The following is a 19,642-nucleotide window of genomic DNA, read 5'->3' on the forward strand; positions in this document are numbered from 1 at the left end:
TTTAGTGGCTGTGGACAAGCGAGGAATAATAGCATATTCCCCGCGCCACGCACGATCAGCGATATGCCGCCGTCAGGTCCACCATCATTTCAATATGCGCGTCGTTATCATTGAGCGCCGGAATGTATTCATATTTCTGCCCGCCAGCCTCCAGGAAGATTTCCTGATTCTGTACCGCAATCTCCTCCAGCGTTTCGAGGCAGTCGGCAGCAAAGCCCGGACAGATAACCTGAATGTGTTTGACCCCCTTCTCCCCCAACATTTTTAAAGTCTCGTCGGTATAGGGCGTCAGCCATGGTTCGCGGCCAAAGCGCGACTGGAAGGTCATCATGGCGCGGTCCGGTGAAAGACCCAGCGCCGACACCAGTTCACGCGTGGTATCGCGACAGCGCTGCGGGTAGTCATCCCCTTCATGGGCAAAGCGCTGGGGGATCCCGTGATAGGAGAGCAGCAGCACATCGGGCTCGCCATGCACCGCGAACGAGGCACGAACGCTTTCCGCCAGCGCCTTGATGTAGCTGGTGTCATCGGCGTAATCACGAATAAACGACACGCCCGGAACCGCCCGCTTTTTGGCCAGAATGCGCGCCAGTTCATCCCACACCGCCGCCACGGTGGAACAGGAGTATTGCGGATACATCGGCAGCACCACGATATGGTTCACGCCCTGTGCCAGCAGTTCATCTACCGCGCTTTCCAGCGCAGGCGAGCCGTAGCTCATGCCTAAGGCCACCGGCGTATCGGGTAAACGTGCGGCCAGCGCCTGCTGCTGCCGGCGGCTGTAGACCAGCAGCGGAGAGCCTTCTTCCATCCATACCGATTGATATAGTTTTGCGACCCGCGGTCCACGTAGCGGCAGGATCACGCCACGCAGTAACGGCCACCACAGCAGACGAGGCGTATCCACCACGCGCGTGTCGCTGAGAAACTGTCGCAGGTAGCGCTTCACCGCATCGGGCGTGGGCGCATCGGGAGTGCCTAAGTTGGCTAACAAGATACCTGTTTTCGTCTGCTGCATTACCGCCTCTTAACCATTTGAATCGCTGACAATTGTAGCTGAAATGGCGCTAAACGGAACCAATCATAGAAAAAGGTAGAATGAGAGGTGTTCTCATCCCGCCGTGGCAGGATGAGAACCAACGGGATTAACCGAGGATTTTTTCCAGTTCTACGCGGACTTCAGCAACCGCTTTGGTGCCGTCGACTTTCGCGTATTGGGTGTTGCCCGCTTCAGCTTCTTTCTGATAGTAACCGATCAGCGGAGCCGTCATCTGATGGTATTCCACCAGGCGCTTACGTACGGTCTCTTCCTGGTCATCTTTACGCGTGCTCAGGTCTTCACCGGTCACGTCGTCTTTGCCTTCCACCTTCGGCGGATTGAATTTGATGTGGTAAACACGGCCAGAAGCTGCGTGTACGCGACGACCGATGATGCGATCGACGATCAGCTCGTCCGGTACGTCAAACTCCAGTACGAAATCAACCGCGATACCCGCTTCTTTCATAGCGTCAGCCTGCGGAATGGTGCGCGGGAAACCGTCCAGCAGGAAGCCGTTACGGCAGTCTTCCTGAGTGATACGCTCTTTCACCAGCGCGATAACCAGTTCGTCGGTTACCAGCTTGCCTGCGTCCATGATGTCTTTCGCCTGTTTACCCAGCTCAGAGCCAGATTTCACAGCAGCGCGCAGCATGTCACCGGTAGAGATTTGCGGAATACCGTATTTCTCCATGATGAACTGAGCCTGAGTTCCTTTACCCGCGCCCGGAGCGCCAAGCAGAATAATACGCATTACGAAAATCCCCTCAAAAGTCGATTCAATTTTTCAAAAACGATAAACCATACCACCAGAACGCAGATGGCTCAAGGAAGGCAGAGCGGCTGAAACGGTTAATGGAGGGTTTATTTTGCCTGAAAGGCAGATTTTAGACGATCTGAGAAGAGGCCCTCAGCGGCCCGCGTCTCTGATGAGTCGGGGCCGCTGAGGGCAAACAGCAGGGAGATTACGATGCCAGCAGCTGATTCATCCGGCGAATAAACTGGTTCGGATCTTCCAGCGTACCGCGCTCCGCCAGCAGGGCCTGATCGAGCAGCAGCTCAACCCACTCGCTGAACCGGGCATCTTCCTGGGTATCCGCCGCGCGTTTCACCAGCGGGTGCGCCGGGTTCAGTTCGAAGATGTACTTCACTTCCGGCGCGGACTGGCCCGCAGCGGCGAACAGCTTCGCCATCTGGGTGCTCATTTCGTCCGCGTCAGTGGTGACGATAGCCGGGGTATCGGTAAGACGGTGCGTCAGACGGACCTCTTTCACACGCTCGCCCAGCAGGGTTTTCACGCGGTCAACAAACGGCTCCAGCGCCTTTTCTGCCTCTTTGGTGCTTTCATCCACCTCATCGGCCAGTTTTTCCAGCGACTCGTCGGTTTTCGCCACTGACTGGAAGGCTTTGCCATCGAACTCGGTCAGATAGCTCATCATCCACTCGTCGATGCGCTCAGACAGCAGCAGGACCTCGATCCCTTTCTTACGCAGCAGCTCCAGGTGCGGGCTGCTCTTCGCTGCCGCATAGCTGTCGGCGGTGATGTAGTAAATCTTCTCCTGCCCTTCTTTCATGCGGGAGACATACTCTTCCAGCGACACGGTCTGGGCGGAGGAGTCGGTATGGGTAGAGGCAAAACGCAGCAGCTTCGCGATAGTCTGCTGGTTCGCATTGTCTTCCGCCGGGCCTTCTTTCAATGCCAGACCAAACTGCTGCCAGAAGGTCTGATATTTTTCGGCGTCGTCTTTCGCCAGTTTCTCCAGCATCTGCAGCACACGCTTGGTCAGCGCGGTACGCAGGTTGCGGGTGACGCTGCTGTCCTGCAGGATTTCACGCGAGACGTTGAGCGGCAGATCGTTGGAGTCCACAAGGCCACGGACAAAGCGCAGGTAGTTCGGCATAAACTGCTCGGCTTCATCCATGATGAAGACGCGCTGCACGTACAGCTTCAGACCGTGTTTATGATCGCGGTTCCACATATCCCACGGTGCCTGGGAAGGGATATACAGCAGGCTGGTGTACTCCTGCTTGCCTTCCACACGGTTGTGGCTCCAGGTCAGCGGGTCGCTGTAGTCATGGGCGATGTGCTTATAGAATTCGTTGTATTCGTCGTCTTTAATTTCCGACTTATTACGGGTCCACAGCGCCTGAGCTTTGTTGATTTTTTCCCAGGAGATCACGGTTTCGCCGTCAACCTCTTCACGCTTTTCGATCTCTACCGGCAGCGCAATATGGTCGGAGTATTTGCTGATGATCGAACGTACGCGCCAGTCGTTAAGGAAATCATCTTCGCCTTCACGCAGGTGCAGAGTGATTTCGGTACCGCGATCGGCTTTGGTGATATCGGCCACGGTGTAGTCGCCTTCACCGGCTGACTCCCAGAACACGCCGTTTTCTGCGCTATCGCCCGCCGCACGAGTGCGCACGGTGACTTTATCCGCCACGATAAACGCCGAGTAGAAGCCGACGCCAAACTGACCAATCAGCTGGCTGTCTTTGGCCTGGTCGGAGCCCATTGATTCGAGGAACGATTTGGTCCCGGATTTGGCAATGGTCCCGAGGTGGTCGATAACGTCTTCACGGTTCATCCCGATACCGTTATCGGCGATGGTCAGGGTGCGGTTGTCTTTATCAAACGAAACGCGCACGCGCAGTTCACCGTCACCTTCGTACAGGTCGGGCTGGGACAGCGCGCGGAAGCGCAGCTTGTCCGCCGCATCGGAGGCGTTGGAAATCAGTTCACGCAGGAAAATTTCTTTATTGGAATAAAGAGAATGGATCATCAGGTGCAGAAGCTGTTTTACCTCTGACTGAAAACCACGAGTTTCTTGTCCTTTCATCTAAATCAACCTCAACAATGCCATTGTTAATGGTAAAAAAACCGATGAAGGGGAGATGGGGACGGGAGGGGAAATTTTCAAGCGGAGGCCCCGAAAAGCGCCTCCGTTTGGTTAAAAACGAATCTTATGTCGCCCGGCCAGGGAGTGGGACAGCGTGGTGCCGTCGACCATTTCCAGCTCGCCGCCGACGGGAACGCCATGGGCAATGCGGCTGGCTTCTACGCCATACTGCGCGCAGAGCTCGGCGATATAATTGGCGGTCGCTTCACCTTCCACCGTGGGGTTGGTGGCGAGGATCACTTCCTGCATCGATTCGTCACGCAGGCGCTGCTCCAGGCGATCGAGCCCAATGTCATCCGGTCCAATCCCATCGAGTGGTGACAGGTGGCCCATCAGGACAAAATAGCGGCCCGAAAACTGCCCGGTCTGCTCAATCGCGTAGATATCCGCGGGGCTTTCTACCACGCAGATCTGCCCGTTTTCACGGCGGCGCGGGTTGCTGCAAATATTGCACACTTCCTGCTCGGTGAAAGTGCGGCAATCGGCACAGTGGCCGATTTCCGACATTGCACGCGTTAACGACTGCGCCAGACGCATCCCGCCGCTACGATCGCGCTGAAGCAGCGTGAACGCCATGCGCTGCGCTGACTTCGGGCCAACGCCCGGCAGACAGCGCAATGCTTCCATAAGCTGAGTTAACAGCGGGCTGGTTTGCATCAGAATGGCATCTTAAAGCCAGGCGGCAGCTGCATACCGGAGGAGACGGAGGCCATCTTCTCTTTCTGGGTCTCTTCAATGCGACGCGCCGCATCGTTGAACGCCGCAGCCACGAGGTCTTCCAGCATGTCTTTGTCGTCTTCCAGCAGGCTCGGGTCGATTTCCACGCGACGGCAGTTATGTGCGCCGTTGATGGTCACTTTAACCAGACCGGCACCGGATTCACCGGTGACTTCCAGCTGGGCGATCTCTTCCTGCATTTTCTGCATTTTGTCTTGCATCTGCTGGGCCTGCTTCATCAGGTTACCCAGGCCGCCTTTTCCACCAAACATAGGCTTCTCTCTCAGTAAGTCATCGTTAAGGATGCTGACCGCAAGTTAAACTTGCAATCAAATGGGGCGAATACTCTCTTCATCCAGGTCCGCATCGAAGAACCGACGCAGCGTCTGAATGTTGTTATCCGCAATAATCGCTTCGCGCGCTTGCGCGAGCTTCTCTTCATAAATTGCCTGCCGCCACTCCAGCGGCGTGCGCATCGCAGGATTATCGTCTTCTACGATGGTCAGTTCAACCGGTGAACCGTACAATATGCCAAGCGCTTCGGCCAGCTTTTGCTGCGCACCGGCGGAATTCAGATGCCGCTGGCTCGGACGCAGATGCAGGCAGATTCGCTGACCCTCCTGCTCTTTCCAGGAATTCAGCGCCACCTGCTCCACCAGCTTCGGTACGGCAAGCTGATGGACCTCTGCCGCCCAGCTATCGCGCTCGACGGCTTCCAGCGCCAGCCTGGCCGCCAGCTCCGGCGTTTTTTCATGCTCCAGCGCTTTCTTCAGCGCTTTCGGCGTCGCCACCTCTTCTTTCACGGTTTCGACGACGGTGGTCGATGTCCAGCGATAGGCTTCTTTTTTAGCCGGTGCTTTTTCCTGTACCGCCGCGACGGCAGGACGCGCCTGCACGCGCTCGGTAATCGAACTTAAGCGCTCCAGCGCAGCGTTATTCACCGGCCGCGCGCGGGATGCGGCTGCCGGTTCACTCTTTTTTGGTGTGGGTGCTCCCTGACCACGCTGCAGCTGGCTGCGAGCCGCCAGCACCTGGCTGGTGGTTTGCGGCAAATTCTGCGGCGGTTGCGACTGCCCGACGGGGGCTGACGGCGCGGCGGCCTGAACCGGTGCGACCGGTATCGCTGGCGCGGGTTTTACCTCGGGTTCTGGCAGCGGCGTACGCGGATGAAACGCCAGCGCACGCAGTAACGTCATTTCGACGCCCATGCGTCGGTCTGGCGCATAGGGCAGCTCTTTACGGCCAATTAACAGCGTCTGATAGTATAGCTGGACATCAGCAGGCGGCACGGTGCGCGCGAGTTCGCGCATGCGCAGTTCAATGGCGGCCATGTCCGCGCCCAGCGCCGAAGGCGACAGCTGAACCATCGCAATGCGGTGCAGCAGGCTCTGCATTTCAACCAGCAAGGCTTCCCACTCAACACCACGGGAAGCGGCATCGTTGACGCCCGCCATAACGCGTTCGCCATCGGCAGCCACCAGCGCTTCAATCAGCGACAGCGCCTGATCGTCGTCGAGCGTACCCAGCATGGTACTGACCGACTCCGCCGTCAGGCGGCCATCGCCGCTGGCAATCGCCTGGTCGGTGAGACTTAACGCGTCGCGCAGGCTGCCATCCGCCGCACGCGACAGCAGCTGCAGCGCGCGGGATTCAAAGGCAATCTGCTCTTCACCGAGAATATGTTCAAGCTGATGGCGGATCTGTTCGACATCCAGCGCCTTCAGATGGAACTGCAGGCAGCGCGACAGGATCGTCACCGGCAGCTTCTGCGGATCGGTGGTCGCCAGCAGGAATTTGACGTGCGCCGGCGGCTCTTCCAGCGTTTTTAACAACGCGTTGAAGCTATGGCGCGACAGCATATGGACTTCGTCGATCAGATAGACCTTAAAGCGGCCACGGGCCGGCGCGTACTGGACGTTATCCAGCAGGTCGCGGGTATCTTCGACTTTGGTTCGAGAAGCGGCATCGATCTCAATCAGATCGACAAAGCGCCCCTGCTCTATTTCCCGGCAGTTATTGCATACGCCGCACGGCGTGGCGGTAATACCGGTTTCGCAGTTCAATCCTTTCGCAAGCAGGCGGGCGATCGAGGTTTTCCCTACGCCACGGGTGCCGGAAAAGAGATAAGCGTGATGAATGCGCCCTAACGATAAGCCATTCGCCAGTGCGGTCAGCACATGTTCCTGGCCGACGACGTCAGCAAAGGTTTGTGGGCGCCATTTACGGGCTAAGACCTGATAACTCATGGGCTGGCTCTGAAACGCTGGAAGGTGAAATCACGAGGGGGTCATGCTATCACAGCCCCGCCCGATCGGCGAGGCTATGTATCTGGAAATGCTTCGAGCCTGTCTCAGTAGACGTAATTGGCGCAGGCAGTTTGAACACGGACAGCGCGGAAAAACCGGAGCGTACATGTAGTACGTGAGGATTTTGAGCACTGCCCAGGTTCAACATGACAAGCAAAATAGTCTAATGTGCAGGCTCTTAGTGGCCCGGGAAAGGAACCAGGCTATAGCAATTGATGCCCAGTTTTTCCAGACGCTGCTCACCGCCCAGATCGAACAGATTGATAATGAAGGCTGCATCATGCACTTCGCCACCCAGACGACGGATCAGCTTCACCGTCGCATCAATGGTGCCGCCGGTTGCCAGCAGATCGTCGACCACCAGCACTTTATCACCGGCGTTGATCGCATCAACATGGATTTCCAGCTGATCGGTGCCATATTCCAGCTCGTAGCTTTCGGCAATGGTTTCACGCGGCAGCTTACGGGGTTTACGTACCGGCACAAAGCCCACACCCAACGCCAGCGCAACCGGGGCGCCAAACAGGAAACCACGCGCTTCGGTCCCAACCACCTTGGTAATACCCGCGTCTTTATAACGCTCGGCCAGAAGTTCAATGCTGAGCGCATAGGCTTTCGGGTCTTCCAGTAAGCTGGTGACATCACGGAAAAGGATGCCAGGCTTCGGGTAGTCCTGGATGCTTTGGATGCTGTTCTTCAGATATTCAAGCTGCTGTGCAGTTGCGGTCATAAGTTTATGCCTGATTAAAACAGTGTTACTCACGGGCGTGCAAAATGGGCCAAAGAAACATTTGTTCAACCTTTGACCAGGCATGCCCGCGCTCGAAAACGCCAGAATTTACTGTCTGTCAGCGACAATTGCAACCTTCATTATTGTGCATCAGTGCTTTTGTTGCTTTGTATCAACCACCGGAATGCGCCACATAAATATCAGCAGGCAGGTCAGTATTACCAGCAGCAAGATGCGCACCCATGTAAGCTTAACCAGCCACAGCGAAAGGGCAAAGGTCAGCAGGATCATGACTATCGCCCGCGGCTTGGCGCCAGGCGGCATCGCGCGGTACTGCTGCCAGTGGCGAAGATAGCCGCCAAACCAGGAACGATACAGCAACCAGTAGTGAAAACGCGGTGATGAACGGGCAAAACACCAGGCCGCCAGCAGAATAAACGGCGTGGTTGGCAACAAAGGCAAAAAGATGCCCAGCGTCCCCAGGGCTACCGCCAGCCAGCCAATGATGATTAAAATAATACGTGGCATAATGCGAATCGTTATCAAGCAGAGATGGCTACTGTAGCACAGTTGTTTATCGAGGTAGGGAGGAGTTCATTGAAAACAACCCGGCTTTTACAAACGCTGGAAAATCAGCTGGCCCAGTTGGCGGTACAGCTTGCACCGCTGGCGCAGCATGCGACGCTCAGCGCCCGTTTCGACCGGCAGTTGTTTCGCACCCGCAGTACATTGATGCAGTCTTGTCTTGAAGAAGCGCAGCAGCATTTTGCTGAGCTGCGCCAGGCGGTGGAGAACCAGCAGCTGCCGCAGGTGAGCTGGCTGGCGGAACGGCTGGTCGCGCAAATCGCCGCCCTGAACCGGGAGGCGGCCACCTGGTCTCTGCGTCAATGGGATAGCGCTTCCCCCGGACTGCAACGCTGGCAGCGGCGGCGGTTGCAGCATCAGGAGTATGAACGTCGGCTGCTGGCGATGAGAAACGATCGCCAGCGTCAACTGGCGCAAGCGACAACGCTTGAGGATCAGCAACGGCTGGCCAAAGAGGTGGACGCCTATGCCGGACGCCTGGCGCGCTGTCGCGATGCACTGGAAAAAATAGAAGCCGTACTGGCACGTATCACGCGCTAACAGAAGGAAACGCAATGTCCCTGGAAACCGCCCCGGATGAGGTCAAACTGGCCGTTGATTTGATTATGCTGCTCGAAGAGAACCAGGTCCCGGCACGGACGGTGCTGGGTGCACTGGAGATAATCAAACGAGATTATGAGAAAAAACTAAGCCAGCCAGGCACCCAGACCAGCGAATAAAGCAACGCTAACTCACATCGTTAATCAACAAGGGCGGCACCCTGGCCGCCCTTGTTGATCGTCAATCTACCGCACTTTAACCGATAGCCGGTGACGGATCGTCGCCTTTGACTTCCCGCTTCAGCTCGGTCACTTCATCACCTTTTTCATTACGCAGATGCACTTCCAGCTGGTTGAAGGCGATATTAATGTCGTTCTCACGGCACAGGCGGTCAATCGCCCGGTTCAGCTCATCCACCGTGTAGCTACGATCGCGCAGTTCACGCACGTACAAACGCAGCTCATGATCCAGCGTGCTCGCGCCAAACGTGGTGAAGAATACCGATGGCGCCGGCTCCTGCATCACTTTCGGGTGTTCGTGCGCCGCCTGAAGCAGGACCTCTTTCACCTTATCGAGATCGGAGCCATACGCCACCCCAAGGCGGATCACCACGCGCGTCACGGTGTCGGACAGCGACCAGTTGATCAGGCGCTCGGTCACGAACGCTTTGTTCGGGATGATCACCTCTTTACGATCGAAGTCGGTAATGGTGGTGGCGCGAATACGGATTTTGCTGACAGTACCGGAGAAGGTACCGATCGTCACCGTATCGCCGATGCGCACCGGGCGTTCGAAGAGGATAATCAGGCCGGAAACGAAGTTCCCGAAGATCTCCTGCAGGCCGAAGCCCAGACCAACGGAGAGTGCCGCCGCCAGCCATTGCAATTTATCCCAGGAAACCCCCAGCGCGCCGAACACCGTCATCGCACTGATGGCGATGATCGCGTAGTTCATAATCGAGGTGATCGCATAGGAAGTCCCCTGGCGCATATTCAGCCGCGAGAGGATCAGAACTTCCAGCAGACCCGGCAAGTTACGAATCAGCGCCCAGGCCACCATCGACGCGACAATAGCAAACAGCAGGCTGCCCATCGTCACGTTACGCACCACGCTGGCGCCTGCTTCGGTGCCGCTGTAGTGCCACAGCGTAATGCTATCGAGATAGGCAAACACGGTAATCAGATCGGACCAAATCGCCCAGAACACCACGCCAAACAAGGCGACCATGACCAGCATGGTAATACGCAGCGTTTGTTGGTTAACCTGCTCCAGAGCAATCGTCGGCTCTTCCTGCGGCTCAGCCCCTTCGGCCCCCTCTTTCACCAGGTGCTGACGACGAGCCAGCGCACGGCGCCAGGCGATACGTCGCGCGGCAACGCTCAGGCCACGCAGCACGGTCTGGTACAGCAGGTTCCACAGCATCACCAGATAGACGGTTTCGATCCAGCGGCCCGCAAGACGCAAGGTGGTATAGAAGTAGCCCATTGCCGTCAGCACCATCAATGCAATCGGCACAATAGAAAGCACGGTGATGGTGAGCAGACGCAGGCTGTGTGATTCTTTGTCACGCCAGCTATCGCGGCACATTGGCCACACCAGCACCGCAATCAGCAGCAGGTTCATCAGGATAACGAACTGTCCCAGAACGTCATCCATCAGGTTCAGCGGCGACAGCTCGGACATCACCGACCAGAAATTCAGCGGCAACAGCGCCAGGCTCACGCGGACAATCTGACGACGCCAGTGGCTGGTCAACTGGGCAGGCATATTGAAGTGGCTGACCGCCACGCCATCTTTTTCCAGTACTTTCCAGCACAGACCGAACACCAGCCAGAACAGGGCCAGCTTTTTACTGTAGGCCCACAGCAGTTCGCTGATATTCAGCTGCATGGTCAGCAGAATCAGACCCACAGCCAGAATCAGCAGCACCACAGGCAAGGCGCGAATCAGATCGATCAGAATCGCTTTCGGCGTATGGAGCTGCGTATCGTTACGCAACTGTCCGACCTGCGACGCCAGCTTAGCCTGGTAGTTACGCAGCCACTGCAGACGCCAGCGAATCACCCCGGCAATCAGCAACAATGGCAGACCGGCGAGGAAGGCGACAAACACCGCAGGCCAGGCTTTCTCCCAGTTTACGGTGATTTTCATCGCCTTAAATTGCTCTTTCAGCGCCTCCGGGAAGGATTTAATCCAGTCCCAGTCCATCGGTTTATTGCTGTTCACCCAGAAAATCTGCTGGGTGAGGATCGCTTTGAGGTTGCTGGAGACGCTCATTAACTGCTGCTGGTTGATCTGCAGGTTAATCGCCATCATCAGCTGGTTGCCGAGCTGCTTATTAAACTGATCGAGCAGCTCACGACGCATATCCACGACATCCAGCAGCGCATCATGCACCTCCGGCGTCACATCAGCGCTATGCCCCTCTTCCAGTTTGGCCACGAAGTTGTCGCTCTGGAACAGCGCGTCACGCTGCTGGTTGACCTCGAATTGCTCCAGACGCAGGTCGGCAATCCGGTTGGTCATATCGCTCAGCTCTTCCGCCGACGGCAGCGTCTGCTGCTGCTGGTAGAGAATACGGGACAGCAGCAGGCTCCCCTTAAGGACGGAAATCTGCTCTTTGATATCGCGTTCAGATTGCAGCGCCCGATCGAGCCAGTTTTTGACCTGAATGTTGCGCTGCACGAGCTGGTTGCCGTTTTCCGTCGCCGAGATCAGCTTCTGGCTGAGCTGGTGGTTGATCTCCAGCTCCTGCTTGACCAGCGGGTTGGCCTGAATACGAGCGGTCTCATCAGGCGTTACCGCTTCCTGAGCCGTTTTTTCGGTTAGCGTCAGGCGTTTGCTGTTGACCGCCTCCTGCAACAGCTGCAGCTGATGCTCCAGGCGGTTGCTGTTGGCGCTGACATAGTCACGTTGTTTTTGCAGGGTATCCTGCAGGACCGTGTTGCCTTCGAGGCTCTTGCGCTGCTGATCGATCTGCGCATTCAGCAATGCCTGCTGTGCCAGGAGCAATCCCTGCTGGCTCGGCCGCAACGCCTCTTCGCCAACGGTGGTGCCATTCAGCCGGTTACGTATTTGCTGGAGCTGCTGGGACGCCGAATACATGGCGTTTTGCACACGTTCCGGCTGCGTTTGCAGGGAGACCAGCTGGCTGTTGTAGGTTGCCAGGTCGTTCTGGGCGGTCTGGAGATCGTCCAGAGTCTGGGTGACCCGCGATTCCAGCTGACGCAAAGAGAGCGTGCTGAGCGTTTTGCGCGTGGCTTCATCGTCAGGCACATCGCTGAGGGCGTTGAGGTTATCAACCGCCTGACGCATCTTCGCCGGCGCCTGTTCTACCTGCTGGCGCAGCTGGGTGGTTTCGGCCTTTATCCGCTCGATTTTATCGAGTGCTTCAAGCGTTTGAACCAGGTCTTGCTGAATTAACTTATCCTGTGGAGTCAGTTCTTTTTGTTTATTCAGGGTATTAAGTTGATTCTGAACATCAGATCGGTCGGGAACATCAGCAGCCTGGGCCTGGTTAATGCTAAGGCAGCTAACAAATAACAACAGTAGAATGACAAACGCGGAAGTGGCATTACGCCTACGAATAGTATGCAGCATAGTGTTAGCACGAGTGGTTGCAAAAGCCGGAGAATACCGGGGATCGTTACAGCGCGCAGAATAGCACTTCTGCCACCGCGCGAATAGCAGTCAGCAGCAGCAAAAAACCACCTTTTTTGTCCTGTCAGCTCAGTTAATTCTTAATTTCCGCTGGCTCCCGGAGAGAAGGACAGAGCTGATACATTTCTAAAAGAATAGAAACATAGTTACGGGCTTCTTTTTTGAGATCGAAAGAATCTGGCGCAAAAAGCCAGTTTTCCATCAGTCCGGAGAGATAGCTGCGCATTAAAACGGCGGCCTGACGGGTGAGCAGGTTGGCGGGCAGCAGTTTAGCGGCAATACATTCACGGAGTGTATGTTCTATGCGATCGTAGCTTTCGAGACATAAGCTGCGTTGTGCGTTTTGCACTACTGCCATCTCACCGACGAATTCGCACTTATGGAATATAATTTCCATCATCAGTCGTCTACGCTCTTCTGTCACCGTAGCTTCAAGGATATAAACTAAGATTTCACGGACAACTGAGAGTGGATCGCTGGGGAATTTTGCCCGATACTCAACTTCAAGATCGCTAATACTTGCGTCCGACAGCACCCAGATTTCGTTAAATAGATCTGATTTATTCTTAAAATGCCAGTAGATAGCCCCCCTCGTCACCCCGGCAGCTTTTGCAATTGCTGCTAACGAGGTAGATGATACGCCTTGCTGCGAAAACAAACGCAAAGCCACATCCAGTATGTGTTGCCGGGTTTCAAGTGCCTGTTGTTTGGTTTTTCGTGCCATAGGTTGATGAGTTTACAGAGGTTACGTTTACATACATTTGTGAATGTATGTACCATAGCATGACCATAATAGAAACACAGTAGTGGGTTTGTGGTCGTTTGAGCCACTGAACAATTTGAAATTGGACACTCGAGGTTTACATATGAACAAAAACAGAGGGTTAACGCCTCTGGCGGTCGTTCTGATGCTCTCAGGCAGCTTAGCGCTAACAGGATGTGACGACAAACCGGCTCAGCAAGGGGCTCAGCATATGCCGGAAGTCGGTGTAGTGACGCTCAAATCCGCACCTCTGCAAATCACCACTGAGCTACCGGGCCGTACCAGCGCCTACCGTATTGCAGAAGTCCGCCCTCAGGTAAGTGGCATTATTCTGAAACGTAACTTTACGGAAGGTGGCGATATCAAGGCCGGCGAGTCTCTCTATCAGATCGACCCCGCGACCTATCAGGCCAGCTATGAAAGTGCGAAAGGCGATTTAGCCAAAGCACAGGCGGCGGCCAATATCTCCCAGCTGACGGTTAAACGTTATCAGAAACTGCTTGGTACCAAGTACATCAGTCAACAAGACTATGATACTGCGGTCGCCGATGCTCAGCAGAACAATGCTGCCGTTGTCGCCGCGAAAGCTGCGGTAGAAACTGCACGTATTAACCTGGCTTATACCAAAGTCACGTCGCCGATCAGCGGCCGCATTGGTAAATCTGCGGTTACCGAAGGTGCGCTGGTGCAGAACGGTCAAACCACCGCCCTGTCCACCGTTCAGCAGCTGGATCCGATCTACGTTGACGTAACCCAGTCGAGCAACGATTTCCTGCGTCTGCGACAAGAGCTGACAAACGGCACGCTGAAACAAGAAAACGGCAAAGCCAAAGTCGAGCTGGTGACCAGCGACGGGATTGAGTATCCGCAAGCCGGTACGCTTGAGTTCTCCGATGTCACCGTTGATCAGACAACCGGTTCAATCACTTTACGCGCCGTCTTCCCGAACCCGGACCACACGCTGTTACCAGGTATGTTCGTGCGTGCTCGTCTGCAGGAAGGCACCAACCCGGATGCGCTGCTGGTTCCACAGCAGGGTGTCACCCGTACACCACGTGGCGATGCCAGCGTGATGGTGGTGGGTGAAGGCGATAAAGTGGAAACCCGTCAGGTCAATGCCACCCAGGCAATTGGCGATAAATGGCTGGTGACCAGCGGCGTGAAATCCGGCGATCGCGTGATCGTTACCGGGCTGCAAAAAGTAAAACCAGGCGTGCAGGTAAAAGCGCAGGAAGTGACCTCTGACGATAAACAGCAAGTTGCCAGTAACGCGCAGTCAGAACAAACCAAGTCTTAACTTAAACAGGAGCCGTTAAGACATGCCTAATTTCTTTATCGATCGCCCCATATTCGCATGGGTGATCGCCATTATCATCATGCTAGCGGGTGGTCTTGCGATCATGAAGCTGCCAGTTGCGCAATATCCAACGATTGCGCCACCGGCCGTTTCGATCACCGCAACCTACCCCGGCGCTGATGCGAAAACGGTGCAGGACACCGTGACACAGGTTATCGAACAGAACATGAACGGTATCGATAACCTGATGTACATGTCCTCCAACAGTGACTCAACCGGTACGGTACAGATTACCCTGACCTTCCAGTCAGGTACTGATGCAGATATCGCGCAGGTACAGGTGCAGAACAAACTGCAGCTCGCCATGCCGCTGCTGCCGCAGGAAGTACAGCAACAGGGCGTGAGCGTGGAGAAATCCTCCAGTAGCTTCCTGATGGTTGTCGGCGTTATCAACACCAACGGCACCATGACGCAGGAGGATATTTCCGACTACGTGGGCGCCAACATGAAAGATGCGATCAGCCGTACGTCTGGTGTGGGTGACGTTCAGCTGTTTGGTTCCCAGTACGCGATGCGTATCTGGATGGATCCGAACAAACTGAACAACTTCCAGCTGACGCCGGTCGATGTGATCAGCGCGATTAAAGCGCAGAACGCCCAGGTTGCAGCCGGTCAGTTAGGCGGTACGCCGCCGGTGAAAGGCCAGCAGCTGAACGCCTCGATCATCGCGCAGACCCGTCTGAAATCCGCTGACGAATTCAGCAATATTTTGCTGAAAGTGAACCAGGATGGTTCGCAGGTTCGTCTTCGTGATGTCGCCAAGGTTGAACTGGGTGGTGAGAACTACGACATCGTCGCGAAGTTTAACAACCAGCCGGCTTCCGGTCTGGGTATTAAACTGGCGACCGGCGCGAACGCGCTGGATACGGCGAATGCCATTCGTGCCGAACTGGCAAAAATGGAGCCGTACTTCCCGTCAGGCCTGAAAATTGTTTACCCGTATGACACCACGCCGTTCGTGAAAATCTCTATTCACGAAGTGGTGAAAACGCTGGTGGAAGCGATCATCCTGGTATTCCTGGTGATGTATCTGTTCCTGCAGAACTTCCGCGCGACGTTGATTCCAACCATCGCGGTACCGGTCGTATTGCTGGGGACGTTCGCGATCCTCGCCATCTTCGGCTTCTCGATAAACACCCTGACCATGTTTGGTATGGTGCTGGCGATCGGTCTTCTCGTCGATGACGCCATCGTGGTGGTCGAAAACGTCGAGCGTGTCATGGCGGAAGAAGGCCTGCCGCCGAAGGAAGCAACCCGTAAGTCTATGGGCCAGATCCAGGGCGCGCTGGTGGGTATCGCCATGGTGCTGTCGGCGGTATTTATCCCGATGGCCTTCTTCGGTGGTTCAACAGGGGCGATTTACCGTCAGTTCTCCATCACTATCGTCTCCGCGATGGCGCTGTCGGTACTGGTTGCATTGATCCTGACCCCGGCGCTGTGCGCCACGATGTTAAAACCTATCGCCAAAGGCGGTCACGGCGAGCACAAAGGCTTCTTTGGCTGGTTTAACCGCATGTTCGATAAGAGCACGCACCACTACACCGATAGCGTAGGTAACATTCTGCGCAGTACCGGTCGCTACCTGGTGCTGTATCTGATCATCGTCGTCGGAATGGCGTGGCTGTTCGTTCGTCTGCCAAGCTCGTTCTTACCAGATGAAGACCAGGGCGTATTCCTGAGCATGGCGCAGCTTCCGGCTGGCGCGACGCAGGAACGTACGCAGAAAGTGCTCGACGAGATGACGGACTACTATCTCACCAAAGAGAAAGACAACGTTGAGTCGGTGTTTGCTGTTAACGGCTTCGGCTTCGCCGGTCGTGGTCAGAACACCGGTATCGCGTTCGTCTCGCTGAAAGACTGGAGCGAACGTCCTGGTTCAGAGAACAAGGTTGAAGCGATTACCGGTCGTGCGATGGCCCGTTTCTCGCAGATTAAAGATGCGATGGTCTTCGCCTTTAACCTGCCGGCTATCGTGGAACTGGGTACCGCAACCGGCTTCGACTTCCAGCTGATCGACCAGGGTGGTTTGGGCCATGAAAAACTGACCCAGGCACGTAACCAGTTGTTTGGTGAAGTAGCGAAGCACCCTGACCTGCTGGTCGGCGTGCGTCCAAACGGTCTGGAAGATACACCGCAGTTCAAGGTGGATATCGACCAGGAGAAAGCGCAGGCGTTGGGCGTATCTATCAGCGACATCAATACCACACTGGGCGCGGCCTGGGGCGGTAGCTATGTCAACGACTTTATCGACCGCGGTCGCGTGAAGAAAGTGTACGTCATGTCTGAAGCGAAATACCGTATGCTGCCGGAAGATATTGGCAACTGGTACGTTCGCGGTAGCGACGGGCAGATGGTGCCTTTCTCGGCCTTCTCGACGTCACACTGGGAGTACGGTTCTCCGCGTCTGGAACGCTATAACGGTCTGCCATCGATGGAAATCCTTGGTCAGGCGGCACCGGGCAGAAGTACCGGTGAAGCGATGACCATGATGGAAGAACTGGCCAGCAAACTGCCTTCGGGTATTGGCTATGACTGGACCGGTATGTCCTACCAGGAACGTCTGTCCGGTAACCAGGCACCAGCGCTGTATGCCATTTCACTTATCGTGGTATTCCTCTGTCTGGCAGCGCTGTATGAAAGCTGGTCGATACCGTTCTCGGTCATGCTGGTTGTGCCACTGGGGGTTATCGGCGCCCTGCTGGCGGCAACGTTCCGTGGCCTGACAAACGACGTTTACTTCCAGGTGGGCCTGCTGACAACCATTGGCTTGTCGGCGAAGAACGCGATACTTATCGTCGAATTCGCCAAAGATCTGATGGATAAAGAAGGCAAAGGTCTGATTGAGGCAACGCTGGAAGCGGTACGTATGCGTCTGCGTCCTATCCTGATGACCTCACTGGCATTTATCCTCGGGGTTATGCCGCTGGTTATCAGTTCCGGTGCAGGCTCCGGTGCACAGAACGCCGTAGGTACTGGCGTAATGGGCGGGATGGTGACCGCGACGGTACTGGCAATCTTCTTTGTTCCAGTGTTCTTCGTGGTGGTTCGTCGCCGCTTCAGTAAGAAAACGGAAGACATTGAGCACAGCCATCCGGTTGAGCATCATTAATCTCCCATGACTAAGGGCCGCATATGCGGCCCTTTTTTTATGTGCCTCAGACCACTTTCCGACGTCCTGAGCCAGCGAGATCGCCGCCTTATATTAAAGGGCACACATTGCCACGGTTTATTTTACATTCTGATATACAATTTCTTGTGATAAGCTCTGCTTTATTCCACTCGGATTATTCTTTTCCTGGCTTATCAGTGATAAGAATATTCTTAACTCTAAATTCGTTGAAGATAGTCTTGTAACCGCAGGAAATCATTAGTTAAATCAATGACCCATAAGCCTTGTTACCCGCTACTGACCCCTGACCGGATGCTGTAATAATAAATTCGGATATTTTTAAGATAAATTAACCGCGATAATTGTAATTTTTCGTAATAGCACGGTGAAATCTTTTTAAGAGTGGATTATAGTTAAAACAACAGGATTACAATGTATGTGTCAGGTCTGTTAGTCGTGTTCATCCCACAACGGTGCTTGCTGGTCGTCGTTTAAACCACTCATAAGGGGATGCGTTATGGACGAATACTCGCCAAAAAGACATGATATCGCGCAACTTCGATTTCTTTGCGAAACCCTGTATCATGACTGCCTTGCAAACCTGGAAGAGATCAACCACGGCTGGGTGAATGACCCGACGTCGGCTGTCAATCTTCAGCTTAATGAATTGATCGAACACATCGCCACGTTCGCGCTTAATTATAAAATTAAGTACGCTGAGGATAATAAACTGATTGCTCAGCTGGACGAATACCTGGACGACACGTTTATGTTGTTCAGTAGTTATGGCATTAACACGGGCGATCTCCAGAAATGGCGTAAATCGGGGAATCGGTTATTCCGTTGTTTCGTGAATGCCAGCCGGGAGAACCCGGCAAGTCTTTCTTGTTAGTATTATTACAATCTAAAGGTGATTTTATGTCTGGTGAACCATTAACCAAAACAGACTATTTGATGCGCTTACGTCGCTGTCAGACAATTGATACGCTGGAACGCGTAATTGAAAAAAACAAATATGAACTTTCCGATAACGAACTGGCTGTATTTTACTCAGCGGCCGATCATCGTCTTGCCGAATTGACCATGAATAAGCTTTACGACAAAATCCCAACATCTGTGTGGAAATTCATTCGTTAATTCATTTTACGTATCTATACGCAGGTTAATTGCGTTGCTCCTCTTACGCAGGACTTAATTGTGATATCTCTCGCATAAGTCATTAATAATGCTTATGAAACCGGTCTCTTTTTTTTATATTATGGTGCCCATTTCATTAAGGAAAGCACCATGAGTGAAGAAAAACGTAAAATGATCGCTGGCGAGCTGTATCAGCCAGGAGACGCAACGTTACGAGCCGATCGCCAGCACGCCAGGCAATTACTGCATCGCTACAACCATTCGGCACCCGATGAACGTGAATGGCGGGCAACATGCCTTACCGAGCTATTTGGCAGGGATCATGACGCCTATATTGAACCCAGTTTCCGCTGTGATTATGGTTACAATATATTCCTCGGTACCAATTTTTACGCCAACTTTGACTGCGTGATGCTCGACGTTTGCCCGATTCATATCGGTAATAATTGCATGTTGGCGCCCGGCGTCCATATCTATACCGCCACGCATCCACTGGATGCGGTCGAACGCAACAGCGGTAAAGAGTACGGCAAACCCGTGACGATTGGCCATAATGTCTGGATTGGCGGTCGGGCGGTGATTAATCCCGGTGTGACGATTGGCGACAACGCGGTTATCGCTTCCGGTGCCGTGGTGGTGAAAGATGTTCCGGCTTACGCCGTCGTCGGCGGCAACCCGGCGCAAATCATTAAGATGCTGACACCGCAAAAATCGTAACTGTTATGCTTTTCTGCAACTGATCTGTTACTTTCCCGAGAGATTGCTGCAACATAAAATAGCCTTCAGGCTAGCGCGTTATGAA

Annotated in this window: 17 protein-coding genes, 1 pseudogene and 1 other annotated feature; of the genes and pseudogenes, 7 read left to right on the plus strand and 11 right to left on the minus strand. The window is 54.6% G+C overall.

The window, feature by feature from the left end:
* Positions 1–55: 55 nt before the first annotated feature.
* From hemH to HF679_RS12730, 8 genes are all read right to left on the minus strand, one after another.
* Positions 56–1,018: a ferrochelatase gene (gene hemH, locus HF679_RS12695; protein WP_123755745.1), complete on the minus strand. Its 963-nt coding sequence runs from the start codon at positions 1,016–1,018 to the stop codon at positions 56–58.
* 127 nt (positions 1,019–1,145) lie between these two features.
* The gene (adk, locus tag HF679_RS12700) at positions 1,146–1,790 is read right to left on the minus strand and encodes an adenylate kinase (RefSeq protein ID WP_123755744.1); all 645 of its coding nucleotides are present in this window, start codon (positions 1,788–1,790) and stop codon (positions 1,146–1,148) included.
* 211 nt (positions 1,791–2,001) lie between these two features.
* Positions 2,002–3,876, minus strand: coding sequence for a molecular chaperone HtpG (htpG, locus tag HF679_RS12705; protein WP_123755743.1), 1,875 nt, complete (start codon positions 3,874–3,876; stop codon positions 2,002–2,004).
* Between the two features lie 111 nt (positions 3,877–3,987).
* Positions 3,988–4,593 carry a recombination mediator RecR gene (gene recR / locus HF679_RS12710; protein ID WP_004858810.1) on the minus strand — a complete coding sequence of 202 codons (606 nt, stop codon included), beginning with the start codon at positions 4,591–4,593 and terminating at the stop codon, positions 3,988–3,990.
* Complete coding sequence (locus HF679_RS12715; RefSeq protein ID WP_004858807.1) at positions 4,593–4,925, minus strand: YbaB/EbfC family nucleoid-associated protein; 333 nt, start codon at positions 4,923–4,925, stop codon at positions 4,593–4,595. The genes recR and HF679_RS12715 overlap by 1 nt, the downstream gene beginning before the upstream one ends.
* 57 nt (positions 4,926–4,982) lie before the next feature.
* On the minus strand, positions 4,983–6,899 hold the full coding sequence (gene dnaX / locus HF679_RS12720; protein WP_154143534.1) for a DNA polymerase III subunit gamma/tau: 1,917 nt from the start codon (positions 6,897–6,899) through the stop codon (positions 4,983–4,985).
* Positions 5,589–5,653 (minus strand) — a sequence feature (DnaX frameshifting element). (Overlaps the previous gene by 65 nt.)
* Before the next feature lie 238 nt (positions 6,900–7,137).
* Complete coding sequence (gene apt / locus HF679_RS12725; RefSeq protein WP_154143535.1) at positions 7,138–7,689, minus strand: adenine phosphoribosyltransferase; 552 nt, start codon at positions 7,687–7,689, stop codon at positions 7,138–7,140.
* A 150-nt stretch (positions 7,690–7,839) separates the two neighbouring features.
* Positions 7,840–8,217 (minus strand): DUF454 family protein, encoded by a 378-nt coding sequence (locus HF679_RS12730; RefSeq protein WP_187042104.1) that lies wholly within the window; start codon positions 8,215–8,217, stop codon positions 7,840–7,842.
* Between the two features lie 69 nt (positions 8,218–8,286).
* Here HF679_RS12730 and priC point away from each other — a divergent pair, with 69 nt between their 5' ends.
* Positions 8,287–8,814, plus strand: coding sequence for a primosomal replication protein N'' (priC, locus tag HF679_RS12735; RefSeq protein WP_154143536.1), 528 nt, complete (start codon positions 8,287–8,289; stop codon positions 8,812–8,814).
* A 14-nt stretch (positions 8,815–8,828) separates the two neighbouring features.
* Entirely contained in the window at positions 8,829–8,993 is a 165-nt protein-coding gene (gene rsmS / locus HF679_RS12740; RefSeq protein ID WP_123755739.1) for a pleiotropic regulatory protein RsmS, read from the plus strand.
* A gap of 76 nt (positions 8,994–9,069) precedes the next feature.
* Here rsmS and mscK read toward each other — a convergent pair whose 3' ends face one another.
* On the minus strand, positions 9,070–12,414 hold the full coding sequence (mscK, locus tag HF679_RS12745; protein WP_123755738.1) for a mechanosensitive channel MscK: 3,345 nt from the start codon (positions 12,412–12,414) through the stop codon (positions 9,070–9,072).
* Positions 12,415–12,547: 133 nt separating this feature from the next.
* On the minus strand, positions 12,548–13,198 hold the full coding sequence (gene acrR / locus HF679_RS12750; protein WP_123755737.1) for a multidrug efflux transporter transcriptional repressor AcrR: 651 nt from the start codon (positions 13,196–13,198) through the stop codon (positions 12,548–12,550).
* 142 nt (positions 13,199–13,340) lie between these two features.
* Between acrR and acrA the strand changes: the two genes are divergently transcribed.
* The 5 genes from acrA (at position 13,341) to maa (ending at position 19,557) form a co-directional block, all read left to right on the plus strand.
* Positions 13,341–14,534 (plus strand): multidrug efflux RND transporter periplasmic adaptor subunit AcrA, encoded by a 1,194-nt coding sequence (gene acrA / locus HF679_RS12755; RefSeq protein WP_123755736.1) that lies wholly within the window; start codon positions 13,341–13,343, stop codon positions 14,532–14,534.
* Positions 14,535–14,556: 22 nt separating this feature from the next.
* On the plus strand, positions 14,557–17,703 hold the full coding sequence (gene acrB / locus HF679_RS12760) for a multidrug efflux RND transporter permease subunit AcrB (protein ID WP_123755735.1): 3,147 nt from the start codon (positions 14,557–14,559) through the stop codon (positions 17,701–17,703).
* 517 nt (positions 17,704–18,220) lie between these two features.
* A complete protein-coding gene (tomB, locus tag HF679_RS12765; RefSeq protein ID WP_123755734.1) occupies positions 18,221–18,595 on the plus strand; it encodes an Hha toxicity modulator TomB in 375 nt (124 codons plus the stop codon).
* 26 nt (positions 18,596–18,621) lie between these two features.
* Complete coding sequence (locus tag HF679_RS12770) at positions 18,622–18,840, plus strand: HHA domain-containing protein (protein ID WP_004858783.1); 219 nt, start codon at positions 18,622–18,624, stop codon at positions 18,838–18,840.
* Positions 18,841–18,990: 150 nt separating this feature from the next.
* Positions 18,991–19,557, plus strand: coding sequence for a maltose O-acetyltransferase (maa, locus tag HF679_RS12775; RefSeq protein ID WP_123756221.1), 567 nt, complete (start codon positions 18,991–18,993; stop codon positions 19,555–19,557).
* On the opposite strand, the pseudogene HF679_RS24885 reads toward maa, so the two are convergent.
* A pseudogene (locus tag HF679_RS24885) lies at positions 19,529–19,627 on the minus strand (hypothetical protein); the annotation flags it as partial. The gene maa and the pseudogene HF679_RS24885 overlap by 29 nt on opposite strands.
* Between the last annotated feature and the right edge of the window lie 15 nt (positions 19,628–19,642).

The organism is Enterobacter sp. JUb54, assembly GCF_014298075.1.
GTDB classification, from domain to species: domain Bacteria; phylum Pseudomonadota; class Gammaproteobacteria; order Enterobacterales; family Enterobacteriaceae; genus Klebsiella; species Klebsiella lignicola.